The organism is uncultured Methanobrevibacter sp. (assembly GCF_946184425.1).
Lineage (GTDB): Archaea > Methanobacteriota > Methanobacteria > Methanobacteriales > Methanobacteriaceae > Methanocatella.
Genome location: NZ_CAMHFP010000010.1, coordinates 32,970 through 59,495 on the forward strand (window position 1 = coordinate 32,970; position 26,526 = coordinate 59,495).

The following is a 26,526-nucleotide window of genomic DNA, read 5'->3' on the forward strand; positions in this document are numbered from 1 at the left end:
CAGGTGAATTTTTTTGTATTGGTTTTTTGTAATTATTGCATTTTTGCTTGCTAGTATAAAAACTGAAAATCCTAAAAAATACCAAAAGGTTTCAGTTATTATTCCTGCATATAATGAGGAAGATACTGTAGCTAAAGTCGTTGAAGTAGTTAAAAAGGTATCGTTTGTAGATGAAATCATAGTCGTTAATGATGGATCCACAGACAATACTGAAAATGAAGCTATCAATGCCGGAGCTATTGTCATTAATCATGAAACTAATAAGGGTAAGGGTGAAGCTTTATACACCGGTTATAAAGAGGCAGAATGTGATATTATAGCATTTATTGATGCCGATATTTACAATTTAACTTCTAAAAAAGTCGAATCAATGATTAAACCAATTTTGCTTGGAGAAGCTGAAATTACTAAAACTAAATTTTCCCGTGCCAGTGGACGTGTAACAGAGCTTACTGCAAAGCCTCTTTTAAACTTTTTCTTCCCGGAAATTTCATTTGAACAACCTTTAAGCGGTCAGTTTGCGGCACGTAAAGAGATTTTAAAAAAGATTAATTTTGAAAAGGATTATGGTGTTGATGTAGGTATTGTTATTGATGCTGATGTACTCGGTATTTCAATTATGGAAGTTGACATTGGTGCAATTGAGCATGACATGTCTCCGCTTTCCGATTTAAATTTGATGGCTAATGAAGTTGTTAGAACCATTATAAGTCGTGCAAATAAATATGGTAGAGTTTTAATGATTGATGAAATTGGTTATTTCATTCGTATGTCTGTCGTTGGTTTGTCTTTGATAATTCTCGGATTATTCACAGTATTTTTCGTAAAAATGGTTCCTCTTGCAGTTGGTGTTTTAATATCCATTGCTGGAATAATAATTTCTATTTATTATATTGTCCTTGTCATCGTAAAATCCATTGTGATGTTTAGAAAGACTCCAGGAACTAGCATATTAAGGTCTTTTATAAAAATCCATTTCCCGCTTATCATTTCCATTATTGTACTGCTTTTGATGATTTCAACATTCATAGGTGCAGCTCACTTTGAAAATGGGGTGCTTTCAATAGAACCTAATTCCAGAAACTTAATCATATATGCGGATAATTCCGCTTCTGACAATTCTATTTCTGTTAGGGGACCATTCACTGTTGATGTTGCAATTGAAAATGAATCGGATCAAATTCGAATGCCTTCAGAAGCAATGATGACGCTTGGCGTTAAGGTAAATGATACAATTCAAGTTGGGGATGATATCTATATTATCAATGAATCCAGAAGTGGCGATAGTGATATTATAAGGCTTCCTCTTCAAGCAAGAAAAGTTTTAAGCCTTGAAACAGGTTATGTAATACAAAATAGTCGCCTAAAAGAGATTTTCAATCAGGCAATTGTTACACAAAGCAATGAAAATCAGAATATTACATTTGTTGAAAAGCACATTATTTCTTCAAGGGATTATAAATCCTCAAACTTTGAAGTACTCGTTGATAATGTATCAATATGCAATTCATCCGGCGTATTTAGAGCAAATTCCTCTTATTCATTTGCTGCAAACGGTGAAGTTATCGCTTCATTTGATAATCTGGAAAATATGACTGTCAATCATGGTAATTCTGAGATTAAAATTATATTCAAACCATCTCAATACACTTCAACAAAACAATTTGTAAGGTCAAATCAGGGCAATTTCCTTGATTTGTATATTTAAAAAAATAGTAAAAAATCTAAGAAATATTCTTAGATTATTTTTTATCATAAGCTTTTACAGCTTCTTCCACGTCGTTGTAGAGTCCAAGCGCTGCAAGCGCACCGACTTTTCCTTGTTCGCCTGTCACTGCAATCAGTGGAATATCTAATTCTTCAGCAACTTTTTCAGCTGTTTCAACATCCATCATTCCGGATTTGGTAGCTATTGAGTATTCTCTTAGTTTTTCAGGTATTTCAAGGCCTTCCAAAATAGCTATTGCTGTTTTATCAGACAGGGTATCCCTTTTAAGAATTTCAATAACTCTATTAATCAATTCATCTCTTTTGGATTCTTCTACAGCAAATGTAAGAGCAATTGATACACAGTTTTGGGTTTTGTGAGGGTTATGTGGGTATAATTGAACAATAATGTGGTCCAAGTATTCATAACCTTCACTGGCAAGTTCAACACCCAAATTATGTGCCATTGTCCAAGTAGCTCCGGCATCCTTTACGTCAGTGTCATCCACACCAATGACTACTTTTTGGAGTTTTGGAGTAACTACAGTAGCTCTTCCTACTTTTGAGCCTCCTCCAATGTCGAGAAGTTCAATATATTTGACGCCTTCACCCATTCCTCTGCACATTCCGGCACCTACACCGGCGCCTGCAAGGCCTGCATGAGTTACTTTGACTTCATCTCCGTCTACAACAATCTCATCTATTCCGGCAGCATTGAAACTGGCTTTCAAATCAATAGGACTGGATCCTACATGACATAAATAGAAATGTCTGTTTCCGTCACGATGTGCTGAATCAATCAACTCAGAATTGTTGCGGTATTGGTTTAATAACCAATGGGATCCGGAAATGCATGGATGATATTCAACAATTTCGACTTTGTCGCCATCGACCATAGTCAAGACCTTTTCATATGGTGCAATCCAAGGGTCTGTGAATTTTTCTTTTAATTCGTTTGGTTTGAGAATTTCCATCCAATCACTAAATTTCTTTTAATCTATCACACATTTTAATAGCTGCTTCAACTGCACTTTTTGCATTTTTAACACGTCTGTGTGCATCCATTCTAGTCATTCCAGGACCAGTAATTCCTAAAGCAACTGGAGTGTCATATTCCAATGCTAAATCTGCAATTTTACGGGAAGCATGTTGTGCTACAATTTGATCGTGGTCTGTTGCACCTTCTATAACTGCTCCTAATGTAATAATTGCATCATATTCGTCTTTTTGCAATAATTTTTTAATTACGAGCGGCATATCAAATACGCCAGGTACAGCTACCACTTTTGTGATTTCACAGCCTCTGTTTTTTGCTTCTGCTTTTGCCAATTCTAACATCATTTGTGTTATATCATAATTAAATTCTGCCACTACTGCAGCAATTTCATATTTTGCCATATTTTATCAACTCCTTTTTAAGATCCTTGGAATAAGAAAAGCATAAATCCTGCTACCCCACTTAATACCATAATGAATATAATAAATAGTGCGGCAAATTGTATTTTACTTAATTTTTTGAAATTCATATTTTTATTCTCCATTTTTTTATAAATTATTTATAATAGCTTCGGTTACTTCCATAGTGCTTGAGGAACCGCCCAAATCTCTTGTTAGGATTTTTCCTTCATTAAGCACTTTTAAAATTGCAGAATCAAATCTGTCTGCCTCTTCATGTTCACCGATATATCTAAGCATCATAATTGCTGAAAGCATCATTGCTATTGGATTTGCCTTACCTTCACCTGCAATGTCTGGTGCTGAACCATGAACCGGTTCGAATAAAGCTCCATCTTCACCAATATTAGCTGATGGTATTACACCTAGTCCTCCAACGAGCCCTGCGCCTTCATCGGATAAGATATCTCCGAATAAATTTGTAGTTACTATTACCTCAAAGCTTTGAGGTTGAGTTATGAGATACATAGCAGTAGCATCCACATAGAAATCTTCGGTTTCAATCTCAGGGTATCTTTCAGCAACTTCATAAAACACATCTTTAAACAGTCCATCCGTTTTTTTAAGTACATTTGCCTTGTGAACTGCTGTGACTTTGCTTCTGTTGTTTTGCTTAGCATATTTAAAAGCATAGTCAATAATGCGCTCTTCAGCTTTTTTTGTAATAATTCTTTTAGCAATCGCACCATCTTCAGTCAGTTCTTCCTGATCTGCGATATACATTCCTTCAGTATTTTCGCGAACAATCATGAAATCAACATCTTCGAACAATGCGTTAGTATTGGGATAAGTTTTAACAGGCCTTAGATTTGCGAACATTTTCATCTCTTGGCGTATTTTAACAATAACATCTGCAGCGGTTTCTCCTGCAGCACCAAATAGGCACGCATCGGTATTTCTGATAATGTCTAAGGTCTCTTGAGGAAGCGGATTTCCAGTTTTTTCACCGCATTCATCTCCGGCTTCACCGTAAATATAATCAAATTCAATATCCAATTCATCCAACACGGATATTGTTGCTTCCATTACTTCCTTGCCTATTCCATCTCCCGGAACCACGGCAATCTGATATTTATCTTTTGTTTTTGAGGTACTCAATTAATCCACCTTGCTCTAGTATTTCTAACATGAATGGAGGTAATTTTTTAAAGGTTACTGACTCTCCATTTGAGGAGGTTATGCATCCTTTTTCCATATCAACTTCTATTTCATCTCCGTCTTCCACAAGTTTTGTAATTCCAGGTGCTTCAAGAAGAGGAACACCTACATTAGTAGCATTTCTGTAAAATATTCTTGCAAAAGATTCAGCAATTACTGCAGCCACTCCTACACCTTTAAGTGCAATAGGAGCATGCTCTCTTGAAGATCCACAACCGAAATTTGTTCCGGCTACGATAAAATCTCCTTTTTTACATTTTTCATTAAAGTCTGCATCTAGACCTTCCATGCAATGCTCGGATAACCTTTCTTCATCGGTGTAAATCAGATATCTTCCTGGAAGGATGATGTCAGTGTCAATGTCATTTCCGAATTTCCATGCAGTTCCTTTCATAGTATCACTCTGGCGCTACAATTTTGCCTTCAATTGCTGAAGCTGCAGCAACAGCAGCAGAAGACAGGTAAACTTTTCCATCAGGTGAACCTTGTCTGCCTTTAAAGTTCCTGTTTGAAGTGGAAAGACTTACTTCTCCAGGTCCGATAATTCCTGTATGTCCTCCAAGACAAGGGCCGCAACATGGGGCAGATACAAGTGCTCCTGCATCAACAAATATTTTTAGCAATCCTTCCTCAAGTGCTTTTGAATATACTTCTTTGGATGCTGGTATTACCAACATTCTCAATCCTTTAGCTATTTTATTTCCTTTTAGGATTTTTGCAGCATCTCTCAAATCGCTAAGTCTGCCGTTTGTACATGAACCTAAAAATACTTGGTCAAGCTCTTGATCCACTTCACTTACCGGCTTTACATTGTCAACATGATGAGGACATGCAACTTGAGGCTCCAGATTGCTTACATCAATATCAATTATATTAAGAGAGGAGGAATCCAAATCAGTCTTAAATATTTCGTATGGTTTGTTTGAACGACTTTCCACGTAATCTATTGTCTTTTGATCAGGTTCAACCAAACCGGTTTTTCCACCCATTTCAATAGCCATATTACATAAAACCATTCTGTCTGAAACGCTCATATTTGAAACAGTTTCGCCTGCAAACTCGCATGCCTTGTATGTTGAGCCATCTACACTGACTTGCCCAATGATATTTAGAATCACATCTTTTGCATACACGTTTTCTTTCAATTCACCGGTAATGTTAAATCTATTTGTTTCAGGCACTTTAAACCATAAATTACCTTCCGCAAATACCATAGCCATATCTGTAGAACCAATACCGGTTGAAAATGCTCCTAAAGCTCCATGGGTACATGTATGTGAATCTGCACCAACAACAACTTCTCCTGGAACAATATGGCCCAATTCTGGAAGAATTTGGTGACATACTCCGGCGTTAACATCATAAAAATGTTCGATTCCTTGCTTTTCAACAAATTCTCTCATTATAATGTGGTTGTTTGCTGAGTCAATTGAGTCTGCTGGAACTTGATGATCAAATGGAATTACAATCTTTGAAGGGTCCCATACTTTTCCAGCTCCAATCTTTTCAAAAGATTCTACTGAAAGAGGTCCGGTCAAATCATGAGCCATTGCGACATCAATATTTGCAATAACAATATCTCCAGCTTCTACTTTATCTTTACCAGATGCTTTAGCTAATATTTTTTCAGACATTGTTGGCATATTTTCAACCTCTCAATAATGATAAATATTTTTGTATTCAAAATATATAAACTCTTTTTTTATTTTTATTGACCTTGTTGTGATGGTTACTTAAAATATAAAAATTTCTGAAAATACGCAAATTTATTTGCCTTAGGAACTATTCATCTTTTTTATTTGTCTAAGCAAAAGAACTGTTATAATAATTGCAGTACTCCATGTGATTATATGTCTTAAAATATATTCAAGAGATAATGTCCTGCTGAAGTTAATTGCAGTATTTCCCTGGATTAAAAAGCATGATACTGCATAAAATGCTATCAGGATAACTGTCAGTTTTAAAAATCCCTTGATTTCCCTCACTTCGAAAGGTAAAATCTTGTTGAACTGGTCTGGAACAATAAATAATATCTGAAAAATTAATGTGACTGTAAACAGTAATGCCTTCATGCGCATATCCGGCAATTGCAAAACGTTAATATATCCATAAAGACCTATAATTAAGCTTAATGGTCCGTATCTTATGGGATTATATCCAAATATTTTTTCATCGTCTTTTAAGCAGCTTTTATCATTGAAAACATCTGTTCTCAAAAAGAGTGCCAGTGCAGGAACCACAAAGGAAAATGAAATTAGAATTCCCAAATTTAACTTATCTATTATGCTGCTGAATGCCAATATTAATAGTATAATTCCCGGAGCAAATGAAGCCATCATTTTGGAGAAGAATTCAAATGTGTTTCCAAATCTTATATCTGAATAAATCTTATATTTTTTCTCTAACTTTTCATACGCTAGCAAATAGTATGCAATTGGAAAAAATAATATATAAAATATTAGCAGTAGTTCTAAAGTGAATAAACCAATAAAAAAATATTCTATCACACTAAATAATGTAAAAGGCAGTGTGTAAATAGATATTGAGAGAATTCTGTCTTTCATTGATAAACTCTTAACATCCAAAGGAACCAATAGCTTGAACAGTTTGGATTTAGACATAAATTATGGTTTCTATATTATGGTATATATTTTTCACTGTTGTATTTGATTCAAATTCAATTTTATTGGGTAAGCCTTTTTTTTATCTAATGTGTGCAGGATTGCCATGTCTTATACAAGTGGTGGTTCAATTCTTGGAGTTTTTGTATAATTTATATATAATGTTCAACAAAATTATTTTCATGGGTAGATTATTTAACAGACACAAAAAAGATGAACAGCCTATTGAAGAAGAACCTTCAATTTGGGAAGATAGGATTTTTTGGGTAACTACATTACAAAAAATAGCTCTTCCAGTTTTAGGTAATCTTGCAAAAAGTTCTCTTCGCAAAAAAATGCCTGTCGAGTCCGTAAGTGCTGACACTAAAAAATTTGCATATCTGGAGGCTTTTGCACGTGTATTTAATGGTATTGCCCCATGGTTAGAATTAGGTCCTGACAGTTCAGAAGAAGGACAGATTAGGGAAAAATACTTACGTTTAACTTTAAAAGCTATTATGAACGCTGTTAACCCAAATAATAATGATTATATTTTCTTTGTACAACCTAAACAGTCTTTAGTTGATGTTGCATTATTTGCTCAAGGATTGCTCAGATCTAAAAATCAGGTTTGGCTTAATCTGCCGATGGATGTTCAAGCTAAGATTATTCATGAACTTAAAAATACAAGAGAAATTGCTCCATATGAAAATCATTGGTTGTTGTATACTGCAATGATTGAAGCTACTCTTTTGGAATTCACAGGAGAATGTGATAAAGAACGTTTATCATATGGGATTCATAAGTTCAGGGATGAGTTCTACATCGGCGATGCAATTTATTCAGATGGCGAATCATTTGACTTAAACTATTATAATAGTATTGTTATCCATCCTATGCTCAATGATATTCTAAAAGTATTAAGAAAATACGGCATTTCAGATGGGGAATTTTTAGATGTTCAACTGATGAGGTCATCAAGATTAGCTTCTCAACTTGAAAGATTAATTTCACCTGAAGGTACTTATCCTTTGCTTGGAAGTTCCTTAACATATCGTTGTGGTGTTTTCCATTTATTATCTCAGGCCGCTTTACTTAAGATTTTGCCAAGAAATATAAATCCTACTCAGGTAAGGGCAGCTTTAACAAAAGTATTGAAAAGACAGTTCGCAGGCACTCAAAACTTTTCCTCTGATGGATGGCTTATTATGGGATTGAATGGATTTCAGGCTGATTTATCAGAAAAAGATATAAATACTGGCAGCCTTTATTTATGCTGTTCTGTATTTTTAGCTTTAGGTTTGGAATTGGAAGATGCGTTTTGGACACAACCTGCCTCTGATTGGACCAGCCTTAAAGCATGGAATGGTCAAAACACATCAAAAGATCAACCTATCGATTTTTAATTTAATTCATATAAGTTCCCGTAATTAAATAATTTAATTCCGTCTGGAACTTTACTTATTATATTTTTTGTATCAAATATTATTGGTGTCCTCATATTTTTTGAAATAAGATTATAGTTAGGATTTTTGAACTCGTTGTGGTCACATAATATTAAAAGAAGGTCTGCATCTTTAGTAGCTTCATCAAAGCTTACAAAATCCTCATTTTTTATATGTGGGTCATGTATTGCTATTTCAAAACCGAACTGTTTTAGTCTTTCAATAATTTCATATGCAGGACTTTCCCTGTCATCTCCGGTATTTCCCTTATAAGACACTCCGAAGATAGCGATTTTACCTTCAGAAATCATTTTTTTAGCATTTTCACAAACAAATTCCGGCATGGACTTGTTTGTATCACGTGCCAGTTTGATGATTTTTGCGGTTTCCGGAGCTTTTGCATAAATGAAGTAGGGGTCGATTGCAAGGCAGTGGCCTCCAACACCCGGACCCGGTGAGTGCAGGTTTACTCTTGGGTGTTTGTTTGCCATTTTTATAACATCCAGAGCATTAACTCCAATTTCAGCACAAATTTTTGCAAGTTCATTGGCAAGTGCAATGTTAACGTCTCTAAAAGTATTTTCCATACATTTTGACAATTCTGCAGTTTTTGCTTCAGTCAACATCAGATATCCTTCAACGAATTGGCCGTATACTTCTCGAGCTTTTTTAGCACATTCCGGTGTAACGCCCCCTATGATTCTGTCATTATGGACTAACTCTTCTAAAATTCTTCCGGGAAGAACCCTTTCAGGACAATGTGCAAGGAACAGGTCTTCACCAATTGTAAAACCTGCATTTTCAAAAATTGGTTTGATTGTTTCATCAGTTGACATTGGAGCAATTGTTGATTCAATGATTACTGTGTTTCCTTTTTCCAAGAAAGGAAGTATTGATTGGCATGCGGCAACCACATAGCTTAAATCACAGCTGTAATTTTCTGCAATATATGGAGTTGGCACGGTAATAATGAAAGCATCAGCTTTTTGCGGAGTTAGGGAAGCAGTATATACTTTGTTTTTCACTGCATTTTTGATAATATCAGATATTCCTGGTTCTTCTATGTGCACTATTCCTTTATTTAAATTATTCACAATTTCCTCATTGATGTCCACTCCAACAACTTCGCAATGATGTCTGGTAAAAAGTGCGGCTGTTGGAAGTCCAATATATCCTTGACCCATTATACATACTTTCATGGTTCTAACTCCTTTTCTTTAAATATAATGTATAATATATATTTTAAATATATATTAAGTTTAAGTGGTTTTATGAAAATTTTAATTACAGGTTCAAACGGAATGCTGGGGCATGATTTAATCGAAGTTTTAAAAGATGACCATGAACTGATTCTTACAACCTCAAAAACATTGGATATCACTGATAGGGACAGGGTCATAGAATTCATTGTTGAAAACAGCCCGGACATTGTTATCAATTCAGCGGCATATACTAATGTTGACGGTTGTGAAGAAAATCAGGAACTGGCTTATGCTGTAAACGGGGATGGGGTTAAAAACCTTGCATTGGCATGCAGTGAAGTTGATTGTCCTTTAGTTCATATAAGTACAGATTATGTGTTCAAGGGCGATAATACACGTCCATGGATTGAAGATGATGAAATAGGTCCGATAAGTGTTTACGGAAAAAGCAAACTAAAAGGCGAAGAGGCTATTTTGGAGATTCTTGATAAGTTTTTCATTGTCAGGACCGCATGGTTATATGGAATTAACGGAGGAAATTTCCCTAAGACAATGCTGGAACTTGCAAAAAATCATTCCGAAATCACAGTTGTTTATGATGAAGTGGGAACACCTACATATACTCCAGATCTTGCAGAAGCAATTTCACAGTTAATTGAAACAGATTATTATGGCATATATCATATTACAAACTCCGGATACTGTTCCTGGTGTGAGTTTGCAAGATATATCTTTGAAGTGGCTGAAAAGGATGTAAAGGTCATTCCTGTTACCGCTTCAGAATTTGCAAGGCCCGCTCCAAGACCTCATTATTCTGTTCTGGAAAACAAAAACTGGGTTGACAGTGGTTTTAAACCGCTTCGTGATTATAAGGATGCTGCTAAAGAATATATTGAGTTGATTAAATGAATAAAAAGATAACATTAATTTTAGCACTGGTCATTACCTTGTTTTTAATGGGTTCTGTTAGTGCCGGATTTTTTGATTTTTTAAATTTCGGAGGAGATTCAGGATCCAGTGTAAAAGTTGTCGAAGACGGTCAATACTGCACTGTCGATGAAGTGGCGGCTTACATTAAGGAATTCCATAAGCTTCCAAGCAATTACATTACCAAAAGCCAGGCACGGGACCTGGGATGGCAGGGAGGACCACTTAAAAAATATGCTCCGGGAAAAAGTATTGGTGGAGATACCTTTACAAACAGACAGCATATCCTGCCGGATAGTGATTATAAATATATTGAATGTGACATTGATGCGAATGGAACCAGTCGTGGTGCTGAAAGGATAGTTTACAACACAGGCAACTATAAAGTTTATTACACTGATGACCATTACAAAACATTTAAAGAAATATGATATTATGGAAATTGATGGCAATTTAATTAAAAAGGACGGGCATGACTATTTGATGGAAGTGTTTGATTTTCCTGATTATTACGGGAAAAATCTGGATGCTTTATATGACTGCCTGTGTGAAATTGGTGTTGAAACTGAAATCGTTTTGGTAAATAGTGAATGCGTTTCAAAAGATCTGATTGATACATTTGTTGATGCTTCCTTTGAAAACGAGCTTTTAGATTTCAGATGCGATTAAGAAATTTTTAAATTGTATAACTGTCAGAATTATATAAAAGAAGGAGATAATTATGAAGGGTATAATACTTGCAGGAGGTTCTGGAACTCGTCTTTATCCGATTACAAAAGCTGTTTCAAAACAATTGCTGCCATTATATGATAAACCGATGATTTATTATCCGATTTCGGTATTGATGCTTGCAGGAATTAAAGAAATTTTAATCATTTCCACTCCAAGAGATTTGCCGATGTTTGAAGACCTGTTGGGTGACGGAAGTAGTTTGGGAATTAATTTTGAATATGCTGTCCAGGAAAATCCTAATGGTCTTGCAGAAGCATTTATAATAGGCGAAGACTTCATTGGGGATGATAATGTGGCATTGATTTTAGGGGATAACATATTCCACGGACACAGATTCACTGAAATTTTGGAAAGGGCAACCACATTGAAAGAAGGTGCAGTCATATTCGGTTATTACACTAACAATCCCGAAGCTTTTGGTGTTGTCGAATTCGATGAAGACTGGAATGTACTGTCAATCGAAGAAAAACCGGAAAATCCTAAATCTAATTATATCGTTCCGGGTCTTTATTTCTATGATAATGATGTGATTGAAATAGCTAAAAATGTAAAGCCATCCGAAAGAGGGGAAGTTGAAATTACTTCAGTTAATGAAGAGTATCTTAAGCGTGGCAAGCTTAAGGTGGAGCTTCTTGGTAGAGGTATGGCATGGTTAGATACAGGAACACATGAAGGGTTGCTTGAAGCATCTAACTTTATCGAAACAGTTCAAAAAAGACAAAGTTTATACATCGCCTGTCTTGAAGAGATTGCTTTTCTTAAAGGTTATATTTCAGAGGAAAAATTATTGACAACTGCTGAAGAACTTAAAAAAACTGATTATGGACAATACTTATTTAATTTAGTCAAAAGGGGAAAATAATAATGGGAAAATTTAAATTTACAGAAACTGGCATTGATGGTATGTTTGTAGTTGAACCTACCGTTTTTGAAGATAATCGCGGATATTTTATGGAAACTTTTCAGGAAAATGATTTCAGGGAGGCTGGCTATGACCTGAAATTTGTTCAGGATAATCAGTCCAAATCATCTAAAGGTGTGCTTAGAGGCCTTCATTTGCAGTTGAAGTATCCTCAGGGCAAGTTGGTTCGTGTTATTAAAGGTGAAGTTTTTGATGTCGGTGTGGATTTGCGAGGGGATTCACCAACCTACGGCAAATGGTATGGGGAAATCTTATCTGAAGATAACAAAAAGCAATTATATATTCCTCCGAAATTCGCTCATGGATTTGTTGTACTGTCCGATGAGGCGGAATTCCTGTACAAATGTACAGAATTCTATCATGGTGAGGATGAAAGTGGAATTAAATGGGATGATGAAGACATCGCAATTGACTGGCCATTAGATGGAATAGATGAAATCATATTGTCTGAAAAAGATAAAAAATGGAAATCATTTAAGGAATCCCAAATCAAATACTAGGTGATTATATTATGACAAACATTTTAGTTACCGGTGGAGCAGGTTTCATCGGAAGCAATTTTGTAAGGTATATGGTAAACAAGTATTCAGAATACCACATAATCAATTTGGATGCCTTAACCTATTGCGGAAATCTTGAAAACTTAAAAGATATTGAAGACAAAGACAATTATTCATTTGTAAAAGGAGACATCAGAGACAAACAAGTCGTTGATGACTTGGTTAAAAAATGTGATTATGTAATCAACTTTGCAGCGGAAAGCCATGTTGACCGAAGCATTACAGACCCTGAAATTTTCATCAAATCCAATGTATTGGGCACACAGGTATTATTGAATGCTGCCAAGGAATATGGTGTTGAAAAATATATACAAATATCTACAGATGAGGTATATGGTACTCTTGGAAAAACAGGATACTTTACTGAAACAACACCTTTGCAGCCTAACAGTCCATATTCAGCTTCCAAAGCCGGTGGTGACTTGATTACAAGGGCTTATTTTGAAACATTTGATTTGCCAATTAATATTACTAGATGTTCCAACAATTATGGACCTTATCAATTTCCGGAAAAATTGATACCATTGATGATCTCCAATATCCTTGAAGACAAGAAGTTGCCTGTTTACGGTGACGGCAAGAACATACGTGACTGGCTTCATGTACATGACCACTGCAGTGCAATAGATTTGGTTATGCATGATGGAAAACTCGGAGAAGTTTACAACATCGGTGGAAACAATGAAAAAGAAAACATATACATTGTCAAACTTTTGCTTGAAGAACTGGGCAAAGATGAATCATTAATCAAGTTTGTAACAGATAGATTAGGTCATGACAGGCGCTATGCAATAGATTCTTCAAAAATACAGAAAGAACTTGGATGGTGTCCATCATACACATTCGAAACCGGAATCAAGGAAACCATACGATGGTATCTTGACAATCAGGAATGGATAAACCAGGTTAAAAGCGGACAATACCAAGAATACTATGAAAAAATGTATGCAAACAGGTAATTTTACACTTGAAATTAACCTCTACTTTTTTCATTTATTTTTTTGTACGATTTAATTATTAGTTTTTAAAACATTGTTTTATATTCAATTTGACAAAATCAATTTAGAGTATTTTAAAATCACTATAATAATTCTTATACATTTTTTATAATAATTTCAATTAACTATTATTGATTTTATCTAATAATATTTGATTTAATCAATTTATAGGATAAAAAATGATACTTTTATATATAATAATTTGATAACTTTAATTAGAATGGAATTTTGGGAAAATTTTTTCCAAAATTAGGGAGAAATGGTGATTTGATGTTGGAACAATATTTGCCCTTTGTAGGTCTTATCATATTTGGGAATATTGAAAATTTAGTTTTATCTTCTCAAGGGGTCGTTGCAGGTGTAAATCCATTAAAATTGGCTATTGCAAGTATTATATGTGTTAGTCTATGGCTAATAATTGGTACTTTTGGAACTCAGCTTTTGATTTATTATGTTGATTTTATTGATTTTATTGGAGGATTTGCAATATTTGTTTTAGGTCTCCAGGCAATGTATGAATCAGTATTTCACAATTAGGGATGATTAGATGTTGGATGATTTAAAACCATTTTTTATATTGCTTGTTTTTGGAAACATTGAAAACTTAATTTTAGCGGCTCAAGGTGTTGCGGCTTGTGTTAATCCATTGGGTTTGGCTATTTTAAGTTTAATTGCAGCTTCTTGTTGGTTATTAATTGGAACATTTGGTACTAAAGTTGCAATTAAATATGCAAGGTATATTAATTTCGTTGGGGGTCTTGCTATATTCATTTTAGGTATTCAGGCGATGATGCAGTCCATTCCGGGAATTATGGAATTTTTCCATTAAATTAATTTTTTTTGATTTTTATGAAATTTTTTAAACATAAAGTTTATGGATATCTATTCAGTCTATTTAAGATTTTTGCTGTTAAGAAAGATAGAATATCGTTTATTATAGACTCCAAAGAGTCTTTTAAAGGTAATTTGGATTATATTAAAAAGGAATTTGAAAAAAGGGGAAATTTTGAATTTAACTATTTTTATAAGGACACGATTTCCTTTTCTGGTTTTAAAAAATTGGCAACATCAAAATATGTTTTTTTAAACGATAACTTTTTCCCGCTTGCCTTCATGAACTTTAAAAATGAAACTGCAGTTACTCAGCTATGGCATGCTCCCGGAGCTTCAAAAAAATTTGGGGGGTCTGTTGCAAATGCCGAGGAAATTGAAATGCTTTCAAAAATCAGTGAAAATACAGATTTTCTGATTACCTCCTCAAAAAACATAGAAGATTATTATGCTGAGGCTTTTCAAATTGATAAAAGAAAAATTAAACCTTTAGGTCTTCCAAGACTCGATTACTATTTTGAAAATCATGATTTGGATAAAATAAAGAAGGATTTCTGCAAAAAATATGGTGCAGATGACAATAAAAAAATAATACTTTATGCTCCAACCTTCAGGGATGAGGCAAAGTATAATAATGTCTTTGACTTCTTGGACTTGAAAAGATTCAATGAGGTTTTGGGAGAGGAATATATACTTGCATTGAGACTTCACCCTAAAATTAAAAATTTTTATGAGGATGATATTGCATCCGGCGAGAAGTATATTGACTGCAGTGATTATCCTTCAGAGCAGGAACTGATGATGATAAGCGATATATTGGTTACTGATTATTCTTCCATAATGATTGAATTTGCTATTTTGGATAAGCCTATTCTGTTCTTTGTTTATGATTTGGACTATTACTTGAGTAATGAAAGAGGATTTTATTACGATTTTGAAAAGACAGTTCCCGGAAAGCTAACCTACAGTTCGGATGAATTGATAGATGCAATTGATAATGATGATTTTGACAGGGACAGGATGTCAAACTTTGTCATGACACAATTTGATGCAATCGATGGTGAATCATCTAAAAGGGTAGTTGATTATATTTTAAAATATGGTGGCAAAAATGGATAATATTAAAGTTAGTGTTATTGTACCTGTCTTTAACAATTCTGAATATATAGGTGCAACTCTTGATTCAATAATTTCACAGGATTTTGATGATTTTGAAATTATTGTCATCGATGACGGATCAAATGATAACAGTTTAGAAGTTATAAGTAATAAGTTAAAAGATATACCTGTTCCCAATAAGGTCTTTCATCAGGAAAATCAGGGTGTAAGTGCTGCAAGAAATAAAGGAATTGAACTTTCATGCGGCGATTATTTGGTTTTTGTTGATGCTGATGATTATATTGCTCCAAATCACCTGTCCAGTTTATATAATGGTGAAACCGATTTCAGTTTAATTCAGCTGGTGAAAAAGGAAGGTGAAATTACTTCCAATCCCCATATCTATTCTCAGAATTCTATTTCTACTAAGGAATTCATTGAAATGGAACTCAAAATGCAGATTCCTTTCAATTTTGTACAATTAATGTATAAATCAGATATTATCAAAAATAATTCCCTTGAATTTTCTAAAGATTATATTTACGGTGAGGATACTCATTTTGCATTGATGGCATTGAGTTTGGGAGATGAAATTGCAATCTCGAATGAGGTTACATATTATTATATTCAGCATCCCTCATCAGCAATAAGGACCTCTGAATTCAGACGTTTTGATATTGTAAAGGTATTTGAAGAACTCGCTGATTTTTATAAAAAGCAAGGATTAAATGACTTGTCAAATTTAATAATAACTTCCAGAATTCCTAAAGCAATATTTGGAAATATGAATTACTTTTTTTACAATTCATATGACTTTAATGAAGTGATAGGTAAGATGAAAGATTTGGACCTATTTTCAAAACTGTCCAAATTTGAAGGGGATGGCAAATTCAAGCTTAAAATTAGATTATTTTTATTAAATCCTAAAATATATTATATTGTGTGGAAAAGATTAAAAAATTCAATTGATTAATATGAAAGTTTCTGTCGTTACTCCAAATTATAATGGTGAAAAATTCTTGAAAACATTCTTTGATTCCCTTAATCATGACTATGAATGCATTGGGGAATTGATATTGGTTGACAATGGCTCAACTGATAAAAGCAAGGATTTCATTAAGGATTATTCATTTAATTTTCCGGTTCATCTGATTGAAAACAGTGAAAATTTAGGATTTGCACCGGCAGTTAATCAGGGTATCAGAAAAGCCAAGTATGAATATATTTTTTCAGTTAATAATGACACAGAAATTGAAAAATGCTCTATAAGGAATTTGGCTGATTTGATTTCATCTTCGAAAGATATTTTTTCAGTTCAGGCAAAAATGCTCCAATACAACAATAAGGAGTTAATAGACGATGTTGGGGATGAATATAATCTGCTTGCATGGACTAAAAAAACAGGTGAAAATCATAAATCAGACGAATTTGGCGAAATTTGCGATATTTTTTCAAGCTGTGCGGGCGCTGCCATGTATAGAAAATCCGTCATGGAAGAAATAGGAATGTTTGATGATAATTTCTTTGCATACATGGAGGATGTTGATTTGGCAATTAGGTCAAGGATTCACGGCTATAAAAATCTGTTATGCCCAAATGCAATTGTGTATCATATCGGAAGTGCAACAAGCGGAAGCAGATACAATGAATTTAAGGTAAAACTGGCCGCCCGTAATAATGTGTGGGTAGTGTATAAAAATCTTCCAATTCCCTTGAAGATAATTAATTTTATTTTCCTATTCTTCGGCTTTTTAATAAAGTACATTTTCTTTTTAAAGAAAGGTTTTGGGCCGACTTATTTGGAAGGAATAAAAGAGGGTTTAAATACAAGAAATAAAATAAATAAAGTAAAATTCAATTCAAAAAATACAAAAAATTATTTTAAAATCGAGTACAGGTTAATAGTCAATACACTCAAGTTCTTAAAAAAATAAACAGTTGATTTTATGGATCTTTCGATTGTAATAGTAAATTATCAGACATTTGAATTAACAAGGGATACTATAAATTCCATTCTTAAATATGATTATTCGTTTAACTATGAGATTCTCGTAGTTGATAATGCATCATCCGACGACAGTTTATCCAGATTACAGGATTACTTTAAGGATAAACAGGTTAAATTTATTGCATCCATAGAGAATAACGGTTTTGCTGCTGGAAATAATCAGGCAATAGCTATTGCCAAAGGCAGATATGTCCTTCTTTTAAATTCAGACACTGTAGTATGGGAAAATACTTTAAATGATATCTATGAATATATGGAAAAGCATAGAGATGTCGGTGCGGCGGGATGCAGAGTTCTTTTGGAAAATTGTGAGTTGGACAAGGCCTGCAAAAGAAGTTTTCCAAATGTCAAAAATTCTTTTTTCAGATTATTCCATGTTCCAACAAAAAGCAAGGACGACAACTACAACCTGGATGATTTGCCTGATGATGAAATCTATGAAATCGATTGTTTGACCGGAGCATTCATGTTCATACGCAAAGATGCCTTAAACCAGGTGGGTCTTTTGGATGAGACCTTTTTCATGTATGGGGAAGATATAGACTTATGTTTCAGAATAAAAAAGGCCGGTTGGAAAATAATTTATTATGGAAAATCAAAAATAACTCATCTTAAAGGAGCCAGCAGTAAAAAACAAAAATCCAAATTGATATATGAATTTTACAGAGCAATGTATATTTATTATAAAAAACATCATGCTCATGAGTCTTTTTTTATTACAAATATTGTAGTGTATTTTGGAATTTTTGTTTTGTGTGTTTTAAAGCTATTTTTAAATTTGTTTAAAAAGAAAGATTAAATATTATAGCTACCTAATAATATAATAACACAGTTTTTGGTAGTTATTATGATAAAGGAAAATCAAAGATTATTGAACATCATGCTGGTGCTGATTGATGTGCTGGTCATCGTTGTATCATTATGGTCTTCAATATGGTTAAGATTTCATACAACCCTGTTTGGTCCTATAGGAGGGCATTTGGGTTATGAAGTCTACGGTATTTTCATGTTTGTTGCAGTAATTCCAATTTATTTGATTTTATATTTTGCTTTTGGATTATATAAGCCTCGCAGAACCTACAAAAATATTTTTTCAGAAGCAACCCAGATAATTAAAGTGAACATTGTTGCATTTTTTGCTTTGGTGTCCATACTGTTTATCATCAATGAACCTGACTTTTCAAGAATAATGCTGTTCTTGCTGGCAATTATCGCCACTTTTTTAGGAATTATAGAAAGATTTGTAATTAGAAGTTTCCTTATCAACATGAGGATAAACAATAAGAATTTAAAGCATATTCTAATTGTTGGAGATAATGATTTGGCATTTACTTTTGCCAGAAAAATCAAGGAAAATCCTTACCTTGGCTTTTCAATAGGAGGAATTTTAGGAAGGCCTGAGCATGTGGGCAAGGTAGTTAACGGTGTTAGATTTATTGGTACTTTTAAAGATTTGGATCCTATACTTGAAAAGCATAGGTTTGATAGGGTTGTTTTGGCAATTCCTTTAAAATATTATTACCGTATAAACGAATTAGTTCAAAGCTGTGAAAAGGTTGGGATTAAAGCGGAAATCATTCCGGATTATATCAGATATTTCCCGGCACAACCGTCTGTAGACATGATTGAGGATATTCCTATCATCAATATACGCTATGTTCCTTTGGATGATGATTTCAATAAGTTCTTAAAAGCATTAACTGATTATGTTATTGCCATTATAGCTATTGTGATTACATCACCAATCATGTTAGTCACTGCAATAGCGGTTAAATTAACATCTCCCGGTCCTATTATATTTAAACAGGAAAGGATAGGTCATAACAGTAAGCCATTCATGATGTATAAGTTCCGTAGTATGAAGGTTCAGGACCCTAATTTGGAAAAATCTGAATGGACAACTAAGGATGATCCAAGAAAAACTTTGGTGGGAGATTTCATTAGAAGAACAAGTATAGATGAATTGCCTCAATTTTTCAATGTCCTGAAAGGAGATATGAGTGTTGTAGGTCCAAGACCTGAAAGACCATATTTTGTAGATCAATTCAAGGAATCAATTCCAAAATATATGGTCAAGCATCAGGTAAAACCTGGTTTAACCGGTTGGGCTCAAATTCACGGATGTCGTGGAGATACTTCAATTACAAAGCGTATTGAATATGACATCGAGTATGTAGAAAATTGGCACTTGGGTTTGGATTTAGGAATCATGATTAAGACTATATTAAAAAGAAATCCGAATGCATATTAATTTTTTTTCATATTTTCATCTTTGTGTATATTAATAATATTTATATTAAATTTTTCAGTAATATTGATATGGATTACTTTTCAAATGCTCTGTCTCTAATACTTTATATACATTCTAATTTAAAATTATAATTAACTTTTCTATGAGGGGTTTGGTATGCAAGAAGAAATTTTAAAATTATACGAAAAAATTCAAGATCAACTTTCACAAGAAGAGTTTTTAGCAGAAATGGACCAGATTAGTAAAACTAATTTTAAAGGCGTTCCGTTTGTTGATGAAGTTAATTTAGCACGTGAAGTTTTAAAAAATCACGGCATAAATGACATTGAAACTATTCCTGCAGAAACAGATTCAAGTGAGGTTAATAATGTATCTTTCGATGTTTCATCTGAAGATGAAGCACCTTTTGAAATGACTGAAGATCTTTTAGAGAAATATAATAAGGTAAAAGATAAGATTACTCAGGAAGAATTCCTTGCAAGGATGGCAGAATTCAAAAAACAGGAATCTTCAAATCCATTCATGAACGATTCTGGTTTTGCCGACATGGTTGTCGGTGAATTAATCGATGAAGAAGTTGAAGTTGTTTCTGAAAAACCTGAATTTGCTGTAAAGAATATCAGTGAACTTGAAAAAGGCAGTAAAGACACTACTATTGAAGGAAGAGTAATTTCAATTTCAAATAAAAGATCTTTTAAAACTCGTAAAGGCGGAAAAGGTGAAGTTTGTAATGTGGAACTGCAGGATAACACCGGAACTATGAGAACGGTTTTCTGGACCCAAAACATGCCTCTTTTAAAGAAATTTAATGAAGGAGACATTATTCAGATTAAAGGGGTTGACATTAAGGATGGTTACTCAGGACTTGAAGCTAATTTAAGGCCAAGAACAACTATCGTTAAATTAGATGAAAATCCTTCTAAATTCCCTGTTTATCAGGAAGAAATCACAGACATTGCAGACATTCAACCTGACACTAAAGTTAATATTATAGCAAGAATTGTTAGGATTCCAACAGTGAGAAGCTATGAAAAAAATGGAAAAGAAGGAAAAGTTGCATCAATTGATTTGCAAGATGCTTCCGGTAAAATTACCTATACATTATGGAATAAGAATGTTGAGTTAATTGAAGATTTAAAGCTGGAAGATGGGGATACTGTAAAGATTTTAGCCGCTCAAGCTCGTGAAAGAACAAATATGGATGGAATATCCGAAATATCTTTAAGTCATTGGGATGGAAGAATTGTCAAAGGAGACTTTGATGTACCTGAAATCGAACAGGAATTCACACCAATTGGTGATTTAAAGGAAGAAAGTGACGTATCAATTAAAGGTGTTGTTGTAAGGCTTCAAGACATCAAAACATTTATCAGAAAATCAGACAATACTGAAGGTAAACTTAGAAACTTTGATGTAGGTGACTCTTCTGGATCTATTAGAGTAACTGTTTGGGGAGATGATACAGAATTACCAATCAATAAAGGAGATATCCTTAAAATTATCGGGGGAAATGTTAGATTTGATGAATATACTCAAACAGGATATTCAATGAATACTAACTTCAATACTCAAATTACCATTAATCCTGAAAACTTAACTGTGGAAGAATTTGAAGAATTTGAACAATTAAGGGAACAATTAAGACCTACTCCTATTGGAAGAGTTGCAGAAATGGATGAAGATGGTATTGAAATTGATATCATTGGTAGATTCCTATCAATTAATGATATTAATGAATTCCAAAGGGATGATGGTTCTGTAGGTATTGTTCGTTCAGCAATTTTTGCTGATGAATCAGGTAAAGTACAATTATCCTTATGGAATGAACGTGCTGAAGAAGAATTCGAAGTAGGGGATGCATACCAAATTGAAAATGCTAGAACCAGACTAGGAATGTATGATGTTGATTTAAATATTGGTGGGGGTTCTAGACTAATAAAATTATCCGAAGAACAAGCTTCTGCAATGTTTATTCCTGAATTGTCTACATTAGAAAAAGCACTTTATGATTATAAGAAAATTTCCGATGTCGATGAAGACGATACTGATATAATTATTATTGGTAGAGTAATTGAATTAAATGACATAACTCACTTTGATAGAGATAATGGTGACACTGGTAGTGTCAGAAACATTGAAATTGCTGATGATACAGGGTCCATTAAAGTTGTTTTATGGAATGACGATGCAAATATTGACCTTGAAATTGGAATGCCAATAAAATTGCAGAATCCACGTATTGACTTAGATAGGGACAATCGTCTTCAAGCAGTTATTGGAAGAGGAACCACTATTTTAGAACCTAGTGAAAATGAATTAAATAAATTACCTACTTATGAAGAGTTAAAAGAAGCTATTTATGTTCCAAAACCTATTGAATCCTTATTGGAGGATGACACAAATGTTTGTGTCACTGGTGTTATAAAAGAAGTCGGTACTGATAAGAATATTCTTGTAAAATGTCCAAATTGCAGATCCAATGTTGAAACTACAATAGAGGAAAATGTTTGTGATAATTGTGGACATGCATTTGATGAACCGGATTATACATTAATGGTACCAACCAGAATCGAAGATGAAACTGGTGAGATTCAAGCTACATTTTTCGATAAATTGGCAGAAGAGCTAATTCAAATGAAAAAGGAAGATGTTATCAATTATGTTGAGGATGGATTAGGAATAGAAGATAAACTTCAAGATTTAAATGGTATGACAGTAGAAATCATTGCAAATGTGAGCTTTGATTTGTACAATGAAGAAAGCAGATTAAACCCTAAAAAGATTATATCAAAATATTATTAAATGAAAAGGAATGATTATTATGGTAGAATTAGCAGATTTACCAGGTGTTGGTGAAAAAACAGCAGAAAAATTAAGAGATGCAGGTTTTGCTGATATGATGAGATTAGCTACAGCTACTCCAAAAGAATTATCTGTAAAAGCAGAAATTGGAGAAGGTGTTGCAGAAAAAGTTATTGAAGCTGCTCGTAGAGCTGAAAACATTACTTTTGAAACAGCTTTAGAAGTTGATGAAAGAAGAAAAGATGTTGGTCATATTACTGTAGGTAGCCAAGAATTTAATGACTTGATTGGCGGTGGAATTGAAACCCAATCAATCACTGAAGTGTTTGGTGAATTCGGATCTGGTAAAAGTCAAATTTCTCATGAATTGGCGGTAACTGTCCAATTGCCAGAAGAGCTTGGAGGCCTTGATGGTGAATGCGTATTTGTTGATACTGAAAACACTTTCCGTCCTGAAAGGATTAGACAAATCGCTGAAGGTTTCGAATTGGATACTGAGGAAGTTTTGGGAAGAATTCATGTTGCTCGTGCATTCAATTCCGCTCACCAAATTTTAATGGTCGATAAAATCAACGAACTTATCCAAAGTGGAAACAATGTTAGATTAGTTATTGTCGATTCATTAATGGCTCACTTTAGGGCAGAGTATGTGGGAAGAGAATCTTTAGCTGTAAGGCAACAAAAATTAAATCAACATTTACATTCCCTTCAACAAATCGCAAACACTTACAATGTAGCTGTTTTCTTAACTAACCAAGTACAAGCTAAACCTGATTCATTCTTCGGAAGTCCTACTAAAGCTATCGGTGGACACGTATTAGGACACGCTTCCACTTACAGGATTTGGCTTAAAAAAGGATTGGCAGGTAAAAGAATTGCTCGTTTAGTTGACAGTCCTCATTTGCCTGAAGGTGAATGTGTATTTAAAATTACTAGCGAAGGTATCGTTAGCTAATTTTATTTTTTCTTTTTTTTAAATCTCAATTAATTTTTTATATTATACTATTTAATTATTATTTATGAATGAAATTGAAGTTACTATTTTATCTATAATTTTAATGATTGGTGTGGGATATGTTTTAAAGCGCATCGATTTTTTATCTGAAAAAGACATCAATCCTTTAAACAAGATAGTAATGAATATTTTATTGCCATGCATGATTTTTTCTGCTCTTTATTCGTCAGATTTATCATTAATCTCAAAATTGGGAATTTTGCCTTTTGTGATTTTAGCATCTTCATTTGTTACAGGTATTGTTTCATTTTTCATATTGAAAAGATTGGGATATAATGATAAGAAACTATGGAGTGTACTTGTAACGGTAATGATTGCTAATACTGCATTCATGGGGTATCCTGTTAACTTGGGCATTTATGGTCATGAAGGATTTTTAAGGGCTATTTTTTGTGATATTGCAACAATGTGCATCTTCTTGATATTGTCTTTTGTTTTGGTTTTAAAATTTGGCGGCACTGTTAAAAAAGCCACCCGCAAAATTGCATTGTTTCCTCCGCTATGGGCCATATTATTAGGACTAGGCCTTAATATTTTAAACATTCCAATCGGTCCTGTTCTAAATAATACTATAAATTATTTGGGCGATGGTGCTATTCCTTTGATAATGATCTCTTTAGGATTGTCAATTAACCTTGCAGGGTTGTCTAGAAGCAAATCTATGGTAACCTTCACTTCAATAATGAAATTATTGTTCTTTCCGTTAATTGCATTTGTTGTAGTGTCATTTTTAGGTTTATCCGGCCTGCAGTATAATGTTGCAATCGTTGAGGCGGCAATGCCTTCTGGAATGTTGTCTTTATTGCTTTCAATTACATACAATTTGGATTATGAACTGACATCGGATTGCATATTAATCAACACTGTAATCTCTTTGATTACACTTCCTATAATTATCATGATTTTATAGTAAAAAATTTGATAATTTTTTCTAACCTAAATTTTTTATTTAATATATAGCTTGAAAAAAATAGTTATTCTAGTAAAAATAGAGATAAATATTCTTCTTTAGCTTAATAATAAGTTTTATTCAGTTTTTAATGTTCTAGTATATAAGCTTTACTCCACAATTTCTATAGAAATCTTTATAAATGTGGACTAACTACATATGTATATCTAATACTATGTAAAATTTTACTACTTGTTTTAAAAATTGCAATTTTTTATATATATTAGATATTTTTCACGACTTGTACAAGGTGAATTAATATGGCAGAAGAAAAAATAGATAATAACGAAGAATTAAGGATAGGTGTTTACGTCTGTCACTGTGGTGTAAACATTGGTGGAGTAGTCGACTGTCCTGAAGTAGCAGAATATGCAAAGACACTTCCTAACGTTGTCTACGCAACTGACTACAAATACATGTGTTCCGACCCTGGACAAGCTATGATCCAAGAGGACATCAAAGAGAAAAACTTAAACAGAATTGTTGTAGCAGCTTGTTCCCCTCGTCTTCACGAACCTACTTTCCGTAGATGTGTTGAAGAAGCAGGATTAAACAAATTCTTATTTGAATTTGCTAACTTAAGAGAACAAGACTCCTGGGTACACATGAACCAACCTGAAGCAGCTACCGAAAAAGCAAAAGACTTAACCCGTATGGCAGTTGCAAAAGCAAGATTACTCGAACCATTAGAAGCTACCAAAGTAGCAGTAGATAACAAAGCATTAGTTATCGGTGGTGGAGTAGCTGGTATCCAAACCGCTTTAGACTTAGGTGACATGGGATTCAAAACCTACATGGTAGAAAGAAACCCAACCATTGGTGGAAGAATGGGACAATTAGATAAAACTTTCCCTACTCTCGACTGCTCAATGTGTATTTTAGCACCTAAAATGGTAGACTGTAACAAACACGACAACATTGAATTAATCTCTTACGCAGAAGTTAAAGAAGTAGACGGATACATCGGAAACTTCAAAGTAACTGTTGAGAAAAAACCTAGATATGTAGATGAAGACTTATGTACTGGATGTGGAGCATGTCAAGAAGCTTGTCCTATCGAAATACCTAACTACTACGACGAAGGTGTAGGTATGGTAAAAGCTGCATACATTCCATTCCCTCAAGCTGTACCATTATGTGCTACTATTGATAAAGACTACTGTATCGAATGTAACTTATGTGTACAAGCATGTGGTCCAGATGCTATTGATCACAACCAACAACCTACCGAAATTGAATTAGAAGTTGGTACTATTATCGCTGCTATCGGTTACGACCCATTCGATCCATCCAGCATTTACCAATATGGATACGGACGTTTCTCAAACGTTATCACTGCTATGGAAATTGAAAGAATGATTAACGCATCAGGTCCTACCGGTGGACACGTAATCAAACCATCCGACGGTATTGAACCTAAACGTGTAGCATTCATCCACTGTGTCGGTTCCAGAGATGAACAAATCGGTAAACCATACTGTTCCAGAGTATGTTGTATGTACTCCATGAAAAACGCTCAATTATGTATTGACCACGAACCTGATACCGAAGTAACCTGTTACTACATGGATATCCGTTCTTTCGGTAAAGGATACGAAGAGTTCTACAAAACATCTCAAGAAAAATACGGAATTGAATTTATCAGAGGTAAACCAGCACAAATCTTCGAAAACGATGACTTAACCTTAACTATCAGAGCAGAAGATACTTTACTCGGTAAAGTAACTGAATACACTTACGACTTAGTTGTATTAAGCGTAGGTCTCGAACACTCTGCAGGATCTGACGAACTCAGACAAACCTTAGGTCTCTCCAGATCTGCAGACGGATTCTACATGGAAGCTCACCCTAAACTCAGACCTGTTG

Annotated in this window: 26 protein-coding genes; 19 read left to right on the forward strand and 7 right to left on the reverse strand. The window is 33.9% G+C overall.

The genetic code is table 11. The features are described from left to right. Positions 1-13: 13 nt before the first annotated feature. Positions 14-1,708 carry a glycosyltransferase gene (locus Q0P94_RS03410; RefSeq protein WP_295113817.1) on the forward strand — a complete coding sequence of 565 codons (1,695 nt, stop codon included), beginning with the start codon at positions 14-16 and terminating at the stop codon, positions 1,706-1,708. Positions 1,709-1,742: 34 nt separating this feature from the next. On the opposite strand, the gene mmp11 is transcribed toward Q0P94_RS03410, so the two are convergent. From mmp11 to Q0P94_RS03440, 6 genes are all read right to left on the reverse strand, one after another. Then, positions 1,743-2,681, reverse strand: coding sequence for a methanogenesis marker protein 11 (gene mmp11 / locus Q0P94_RS03415; protein WP_295113819.1), 939 nt, complete (start codon positions 2,679-2,681; stop codon positions 1,743-1,745). 7 nt (positions 2,682-2,688) lie between these two features. Next, positions 2,689-3,105: a 6,7-dimethyl-8-ribityllumazine synthase gene (gene ribH, locus Q0P94_RS03420; protein WP_292802051.1), complete on the reverse strand. Its 417-nt coding sequence runs from the start codon at positions 3,103-3,105 to the stop codon at positions 2,689-2,691. A 147-nt stretch (positions 3,106-3,252) separates the two neighbouring features. Then, entirely contained in the window at positions 3,253-4,260 is a 1,008-nt protein-coding gene (locus Q0P94_RS03425; RefSeq protein ID WP_295113821.1) for an isocitrate/isopropylmalate family dehydrogenase, read from the reverse strand. Further along, on the reverse strand, positions 4,235-4,714 hold the full coding sequence (locus Q0P94_RS03430; protein ID WP_295113822.1) for a 3-isopropylmalate dehydratase small subunit: 480 nt from the start codon (positions 4,712-4,714) through the stop codon (positions 4,235-4,237). The genes Q0P94_RS03425 and Q0P94_RS03430 overlap by 26 nt, the downstream gene beginning before the upstream one ends. A gap of 4 nt (positions 4,715-4,718) precedes the next feature. After that, positions 4,719-5,963: a homoaconitase large subunit gene (gene hacA / locus Q0P94_RS03435; RefSeq protein ID WP_295113824.1), complete on the reverse strand. Its 1,245-nt coding sequence runs from the start codon at positions 5,961-5,963 to the stop codon at positions 4,719-4,721. Between the two features lie 132 nt (positions 5,964-6,095). Beyond that, positions 6,096-6,743, reverse strand: coding sequence for a hypothetical protein (locus Q0P94_RS03440; RefSeq protein ID WP_295113826.1), 648 nt, complete (start codon positions 6,741-6,743; stop codon positions 6,096-6,098). A 359-nt stretch (positions 6,744-7,102) separates the two neighbouring features. Here Q0P94_RS03440 and Q0P94_RS03445 point away from each other — a divergent pair, with 359 nt between their 5' ends. Then, positions 7,103-8,326, forward strand: a complete 1,224-nt coding sequence (locus Q0P94_RS03445; RefSeq protein WP_295113866.1) for a DUF2264 domain-containing protein — start codon at positions 7,103-7,105, stop codon at positions 8,324-8,326. Here Q0P94_RS03445 and Q0P94_RS03450 read toward each other — a convergent pair. Then, positions 8,323-9,564 (reverse strand): nucleotide sugar dehydrogenase, encoded by a 1,242-nt coding sequence (locus Q0P94_RS03450; protein WP_295113828.1) that lies wholly within the window; start codon positions 9,562-9,564, stop codon positions 8,323-8,325. The two genes, Q0P94_RS03445 and Q0P94_RS03450, sit on opposite strands and share 4 nt — an antisense overlap. Before the next feature lie 72 nt (positions 9,565-9,636). On the opposite strand from Q0P94_RS03450, the gene rfbD reads away from it, so the two are divergent. From rfbD to Q0P94_RS03535, 17 genes are all read left to right on the forward strand, one after another. Continuing rightward, on the forward strand, positions 9,637-10,476 hold the full coding sequence (gene rfbD, locus Q0P94_RS03455) for a dTDP-4-dehydrorhamnose reductase (RefSeq protein WP_295113830.1): 840 nt from the start codon (positions 9,637-9,639) through the stop codon (positions 10,474-10,476). Then, on the forward strand, positions 10,473-10,925 hold the full coding sequence (locus tag Q0P94_RS03460) for a ribonuclease domain-containing protein (RefSeq protein ID WP_295113832.1): 453 nt from the start codon (positions 10,473-10,475) through the stop codon (positions 10,923-10,925). Before rfbD ends, Q0P94_RS03460 begins: the two co-directional genes overlap by 4 nt. A gap of 4 nt (positions 10,926-10,929) precedes the next feature. Continuing rightward, positions 10,930-11,163, forward strand: coding sequence for a barstar family protein (locus Q0P94_RS03465; RefSeq protein ID WP_295113834.1), 234 nt, complete (start codon positions 10,930-10,932; stop codon positions 11,161-11,163). 52 nt (positions 11,164-11,215) lie between these two features. Continuing rightward, positions 11,216-12,088: a glucose-1-phosphate thymidylyltransferase RfbA gene (gene rfbA / locus Q0P94_RS03470; protein WP_295113836.1), complete on the forward strand. Its 873-nt coding sequence runs from the start codon at positions 11,216-11,218 to the stop codon at positions 12,086-12,088. Positions 12,089-12,090: 2 nt separating this feature from the next. After that, complete coding sequence (gene rfbC / locus Q0P94_RS03475; protein WP_295113838.1) at positions 12,091-12,648, forward strand: dTDP-4-dehydrorhamnose 3,5-epimerase; 558 nt, start codon at positions 12,091-12,093, stop codon at positions 12,646-12,648. A gap of 11 nt (positions 12,649-12,659) precedes the next feature. After that, complete coding sequence (rfbB, locus tag Q0P94_RS03480; RefSeq protein WP_295113840.1) at positions 12,660-13,667, forward strand: dTDP-glucose 4,6-dehydratase; 1,008 nt, start codon at positions 12,660-12,662, stop codon at positions 13,665-13,667. Positions 13,668-13,976: 309 nt separating this feature from the next. Beyond that, positions 13,977-14,243, forward strand: a complete 267-nt coding sequence (locus tag Q0P94_RS03485) for a hypothetical protein (RefSeq protein WP_295113842.1) — start codon at positions 13,977-13,979, stop codon at positions 14,241-14,243. Positions 14,244-14,253: 10 nt separating this feature from the next. Beyond that, entirely contained in the window at positions 14,254-14,535 is a 282-nt protein-coding gene (locus Q0P94_RS03490) for a hypothetical protein (RefSeq protein WP_295113844.1), read from the forward strand. A gap of 20 nt (positions 14,536-14,555) precedes the next feature. Then, complete coding sequence (locus Q0P94_RS03495) at positions 14,556-15,656, forward strand: CDP-glycerol glycerophosphotransferase family protein (protein WP_295113846.1); 1,101 nt, start codon at positions 14,556-14,558, stop codon at positions 15,654-15,656. Then, the gene (locus Q0P94_RS03500; protein ID WP_295113848.1) at positions 15,649-16,608 is read left to right on the forward strand and encodes a glycosyltransferase family 2 protein; all 960 of its coding nucleotides are present in this window, start codon (positions 15,649-15,651) and stop codon (positions 16,606-16,608) included. The genes Q0P94_RS03495 and Q0P94_RS03500 overlap by 8 nt, the downstream gene beginning before the upstream one ends. Position 16,609: 1 nt before the next feature. Further along, entirely contained in the window at positions 16,610-17,569 is a 960-nt protein-coding gene (locus Q0P94_RS03505) for a glycosyltransferase family 2 protein (RefSeq protein WP_295113850.1), read from the forward strand. 12 nt (positions 17,570-17,581) lie between these two features. After that, complete coding sequence (locus Q0P94_RS03510) at positions 17,582-18,442, forward strand: glycosyltransferase family 2 protein (protein ID WP_295113852.1); 861 nt, start codon at positions 17,582-17,584, stop codon at positions 18,440-18,442. A 48-nt stretch (positions 18,443-18,490) separates the two neighbouring features. Then, entirely contained in the window at positions 18,491-19,894 is a 1,404-nt protein-coding gene (locus Q0P94_RS03515; RefSeq protein ID WP_295113854.1) for an undecaprenyl-phosphate glucose phosphotransferase, read from the forward strand. Positions 19,895-20,050: 156 nt separating this feature from the next. After that, positions 20,051-22,696, forward strand: coding sequence for an OB-fold nucleic acid binding domain-containing protein (locus Q0P94_RS03520; RefSeq protein WP_295113856.1), 2,646 nt, complete (start codon positions 20,051-20,053; stop codon positions 22,694-22,696). A 19-nt stretch (positions 22,697-22,715) separates the two neighbouring features. Beyond that, entirely contained in the window at positions 22,716-23,651 is a 936-nt protein-coding gene (gene radA, locus Q0P94_RS03525; protein ID WP_295113858.1) for a DNA repair and recombination protein RadA, read from the forward strand. 64 nt (positions 23,652-23,715) lie between these two features. Continuing rightward, positions 23,716-24,621: an AEC family transporter gene (locus tag Q0P94_RS03530; RefSeq protein ID WP_295113860.1), complete on the forward strand. Its 906-nt coding sequence runs from the start codon at positions 23,716-23,718 to the stop codon at positions 24,619-24,621. A gap of 299 nt (positions 24,622-24,920) precedes the next feature. Then, on the forward strand, positions 24,921-26,526 hold a 1,606-nt coding region (locus Q0P94_RS03535; protein WP_295113862.1), incomplete at its 3' end, for a CoB--CoM heterodisulfide reductase iron-sulfur subunit A family protein.

What these genes read in the sequence shown, in the direction of transcription:
- mmp11 (WP_295113819.1), bottom strand. Translation starts at nt 2,681, where the DNA reads ATGGAAATTCTCAAACCAAACGAATTAAAAGAAAAATTCACAGACCCT.
- ribH (WP_292802051.1), bottom strand. Translation starts at nt 3,105, where the DNA reads ATGGCAAAATATGAAATTGCTGCAGTAGTGGCAGAATTTAATTATGAT.
- Q0P94_RS03430 (WP_295113822.1), bottom strand. Translation starts at nt 4,714, where the DNA reads ATGAAAGGAACTGCATGGAAATTCGGAAATGACATTGACACTGACATC.
- hacA (WP_295113824.1), bottom strand. Translation starts at nt 5,963, where the DNA reads ATGCCAACAATGTCTGAAAAAATATTAGCTAAAGCATCTGGTAAAGAT.
- Q0P94_RS03445 (WP_295113866.1), top strand. Translation starts at nt 7,103, where the DNA reads ATGTTCAACAAAATTATTTTCATGGGTAGATTATTTAACAGACACAAA.
- Q0P94_RS03450 (WP_295113828.1), bottom strand. Translation starts at nt 9,564, where the DNA reads ATGAAAGTATGTATAATGGGTCAAGGATATATTGGACTTCCAACAGCC.
- rfbD (WP_295113830.1), top strand. Translation starts at nt 9,637, where the DNA reads ATGAAAATTTTAATTACAGGTTCAAACGGAATGCTGGGGCATGATTTA.
- Q0P94_RS03460 (WP_295113832.1), top strand. Translation starts at nt 10,473, where the DNA reads ATGAATAAAAAGATAACATTAATTTTAGCACTGGTCATTACCTTGTTT.
- Q0P94_RS03465 (WP_295113834.1), top strand. Translation starts at nt 10,930, where the DNA reads ATGGAAATTGATGGCAATTTAATTAAAAAGGACGGGCATGACTATTTG.
- rfbA (WP_295113836.1), top strand. Translation starts at nt 11,216, where the DNA reads ATGAAGGGTATAATACTTGCAGGAGGTTCTGGAACTCGTCTTTATCCG.
- rfbC (WP_295113838.1), top strand. Translation starts at nt 12,091, where the DNA reads ATGGGAAAATTTAAATTTACAGAAACTGGCATTGATGGTATGTTTGTA.
- rfbB (WP_295113840.1), top strand. Translation starts at nt 12,660, where the DNA reads ATGACAAACATTTTAGTTACCGGTGGAGCAGGTTTCATCGGAAGCAAT.
- Q0P94_RS03485 (WP_295113842.1), top strand. Translation starts at nt 13,977, where the DNA reads ATGTTGGAACAATATTTGCCCTTTGTAGGTCTTATCATATTTGGGAAT.
- Q0P94_RS03490 (WP_295113844.1), top strand. Translation starts at nt 14,254, where the DNA reads ATGTTGGATGATTTAAAACCATTTTTTATATTGCTTGTTTTTGGAAAC.
- Q0P94_RS03495 (WP_295113846.1), top strand. Translation starts at nt 14,556, where the DNA reads ATGAAATTTTTTAAACATAAAGTTTATGGATATCTATTCAGTCTATTT.
- Q0P94_RS03500 (WP_295113848.1), top strand. Translation starts at nt 15,649, where the DNA reads ATGGATAATATTAAAGTTAGTGTTATTGTACCTGTCTTTAACAATTCT.
- Q0P94_RS03505 (WP_295113850.1), top strand. Translation starts at nt 16,610, where the DNA reads ATGAAAGTTTCTGTCGTTACTCCAAATTATAATGGTGAAAAATTCTTG.
- Q0P94_RS03510 (WP_295113852.1), top strand. Translation starts at nt 17,582, where the DNA reads ATGGATCTTTCGATTGTAATAGTAAATTATCAGACATTTGAATTAACA.
- Q0P94_RS03515 (WP_295113854.1), top strand. Translation starts at nt 18,491, where the DNA reads ATGATAAAGGAAAATCAAAGATTATTGAACATCATGCTGGTGCTGATT.
- Q0P94_RS03520 (WP_295113856.1), top strand. Translation starts at nt 20,051, where the DNA reads ATGCAAGAAGAAATTTTAAAATTATACGAAAAAATTCAAGATCAACTT.
- radA (WP_295113858.1), top strand. Translation starts at nt 22,716, where the DNA reads ATGGTAGAATTAGCAGATTTACCAGGTGTTGGTGAAAAAACAGCAGAA.
- Q0P94_RS03530 (WP_295113860.1), top strand. Translation starts at nt 23,716, where the DNA reads ATGAATGAAATTGAAGTTACTATTTTATCTATAATTTTAATGATTGGT.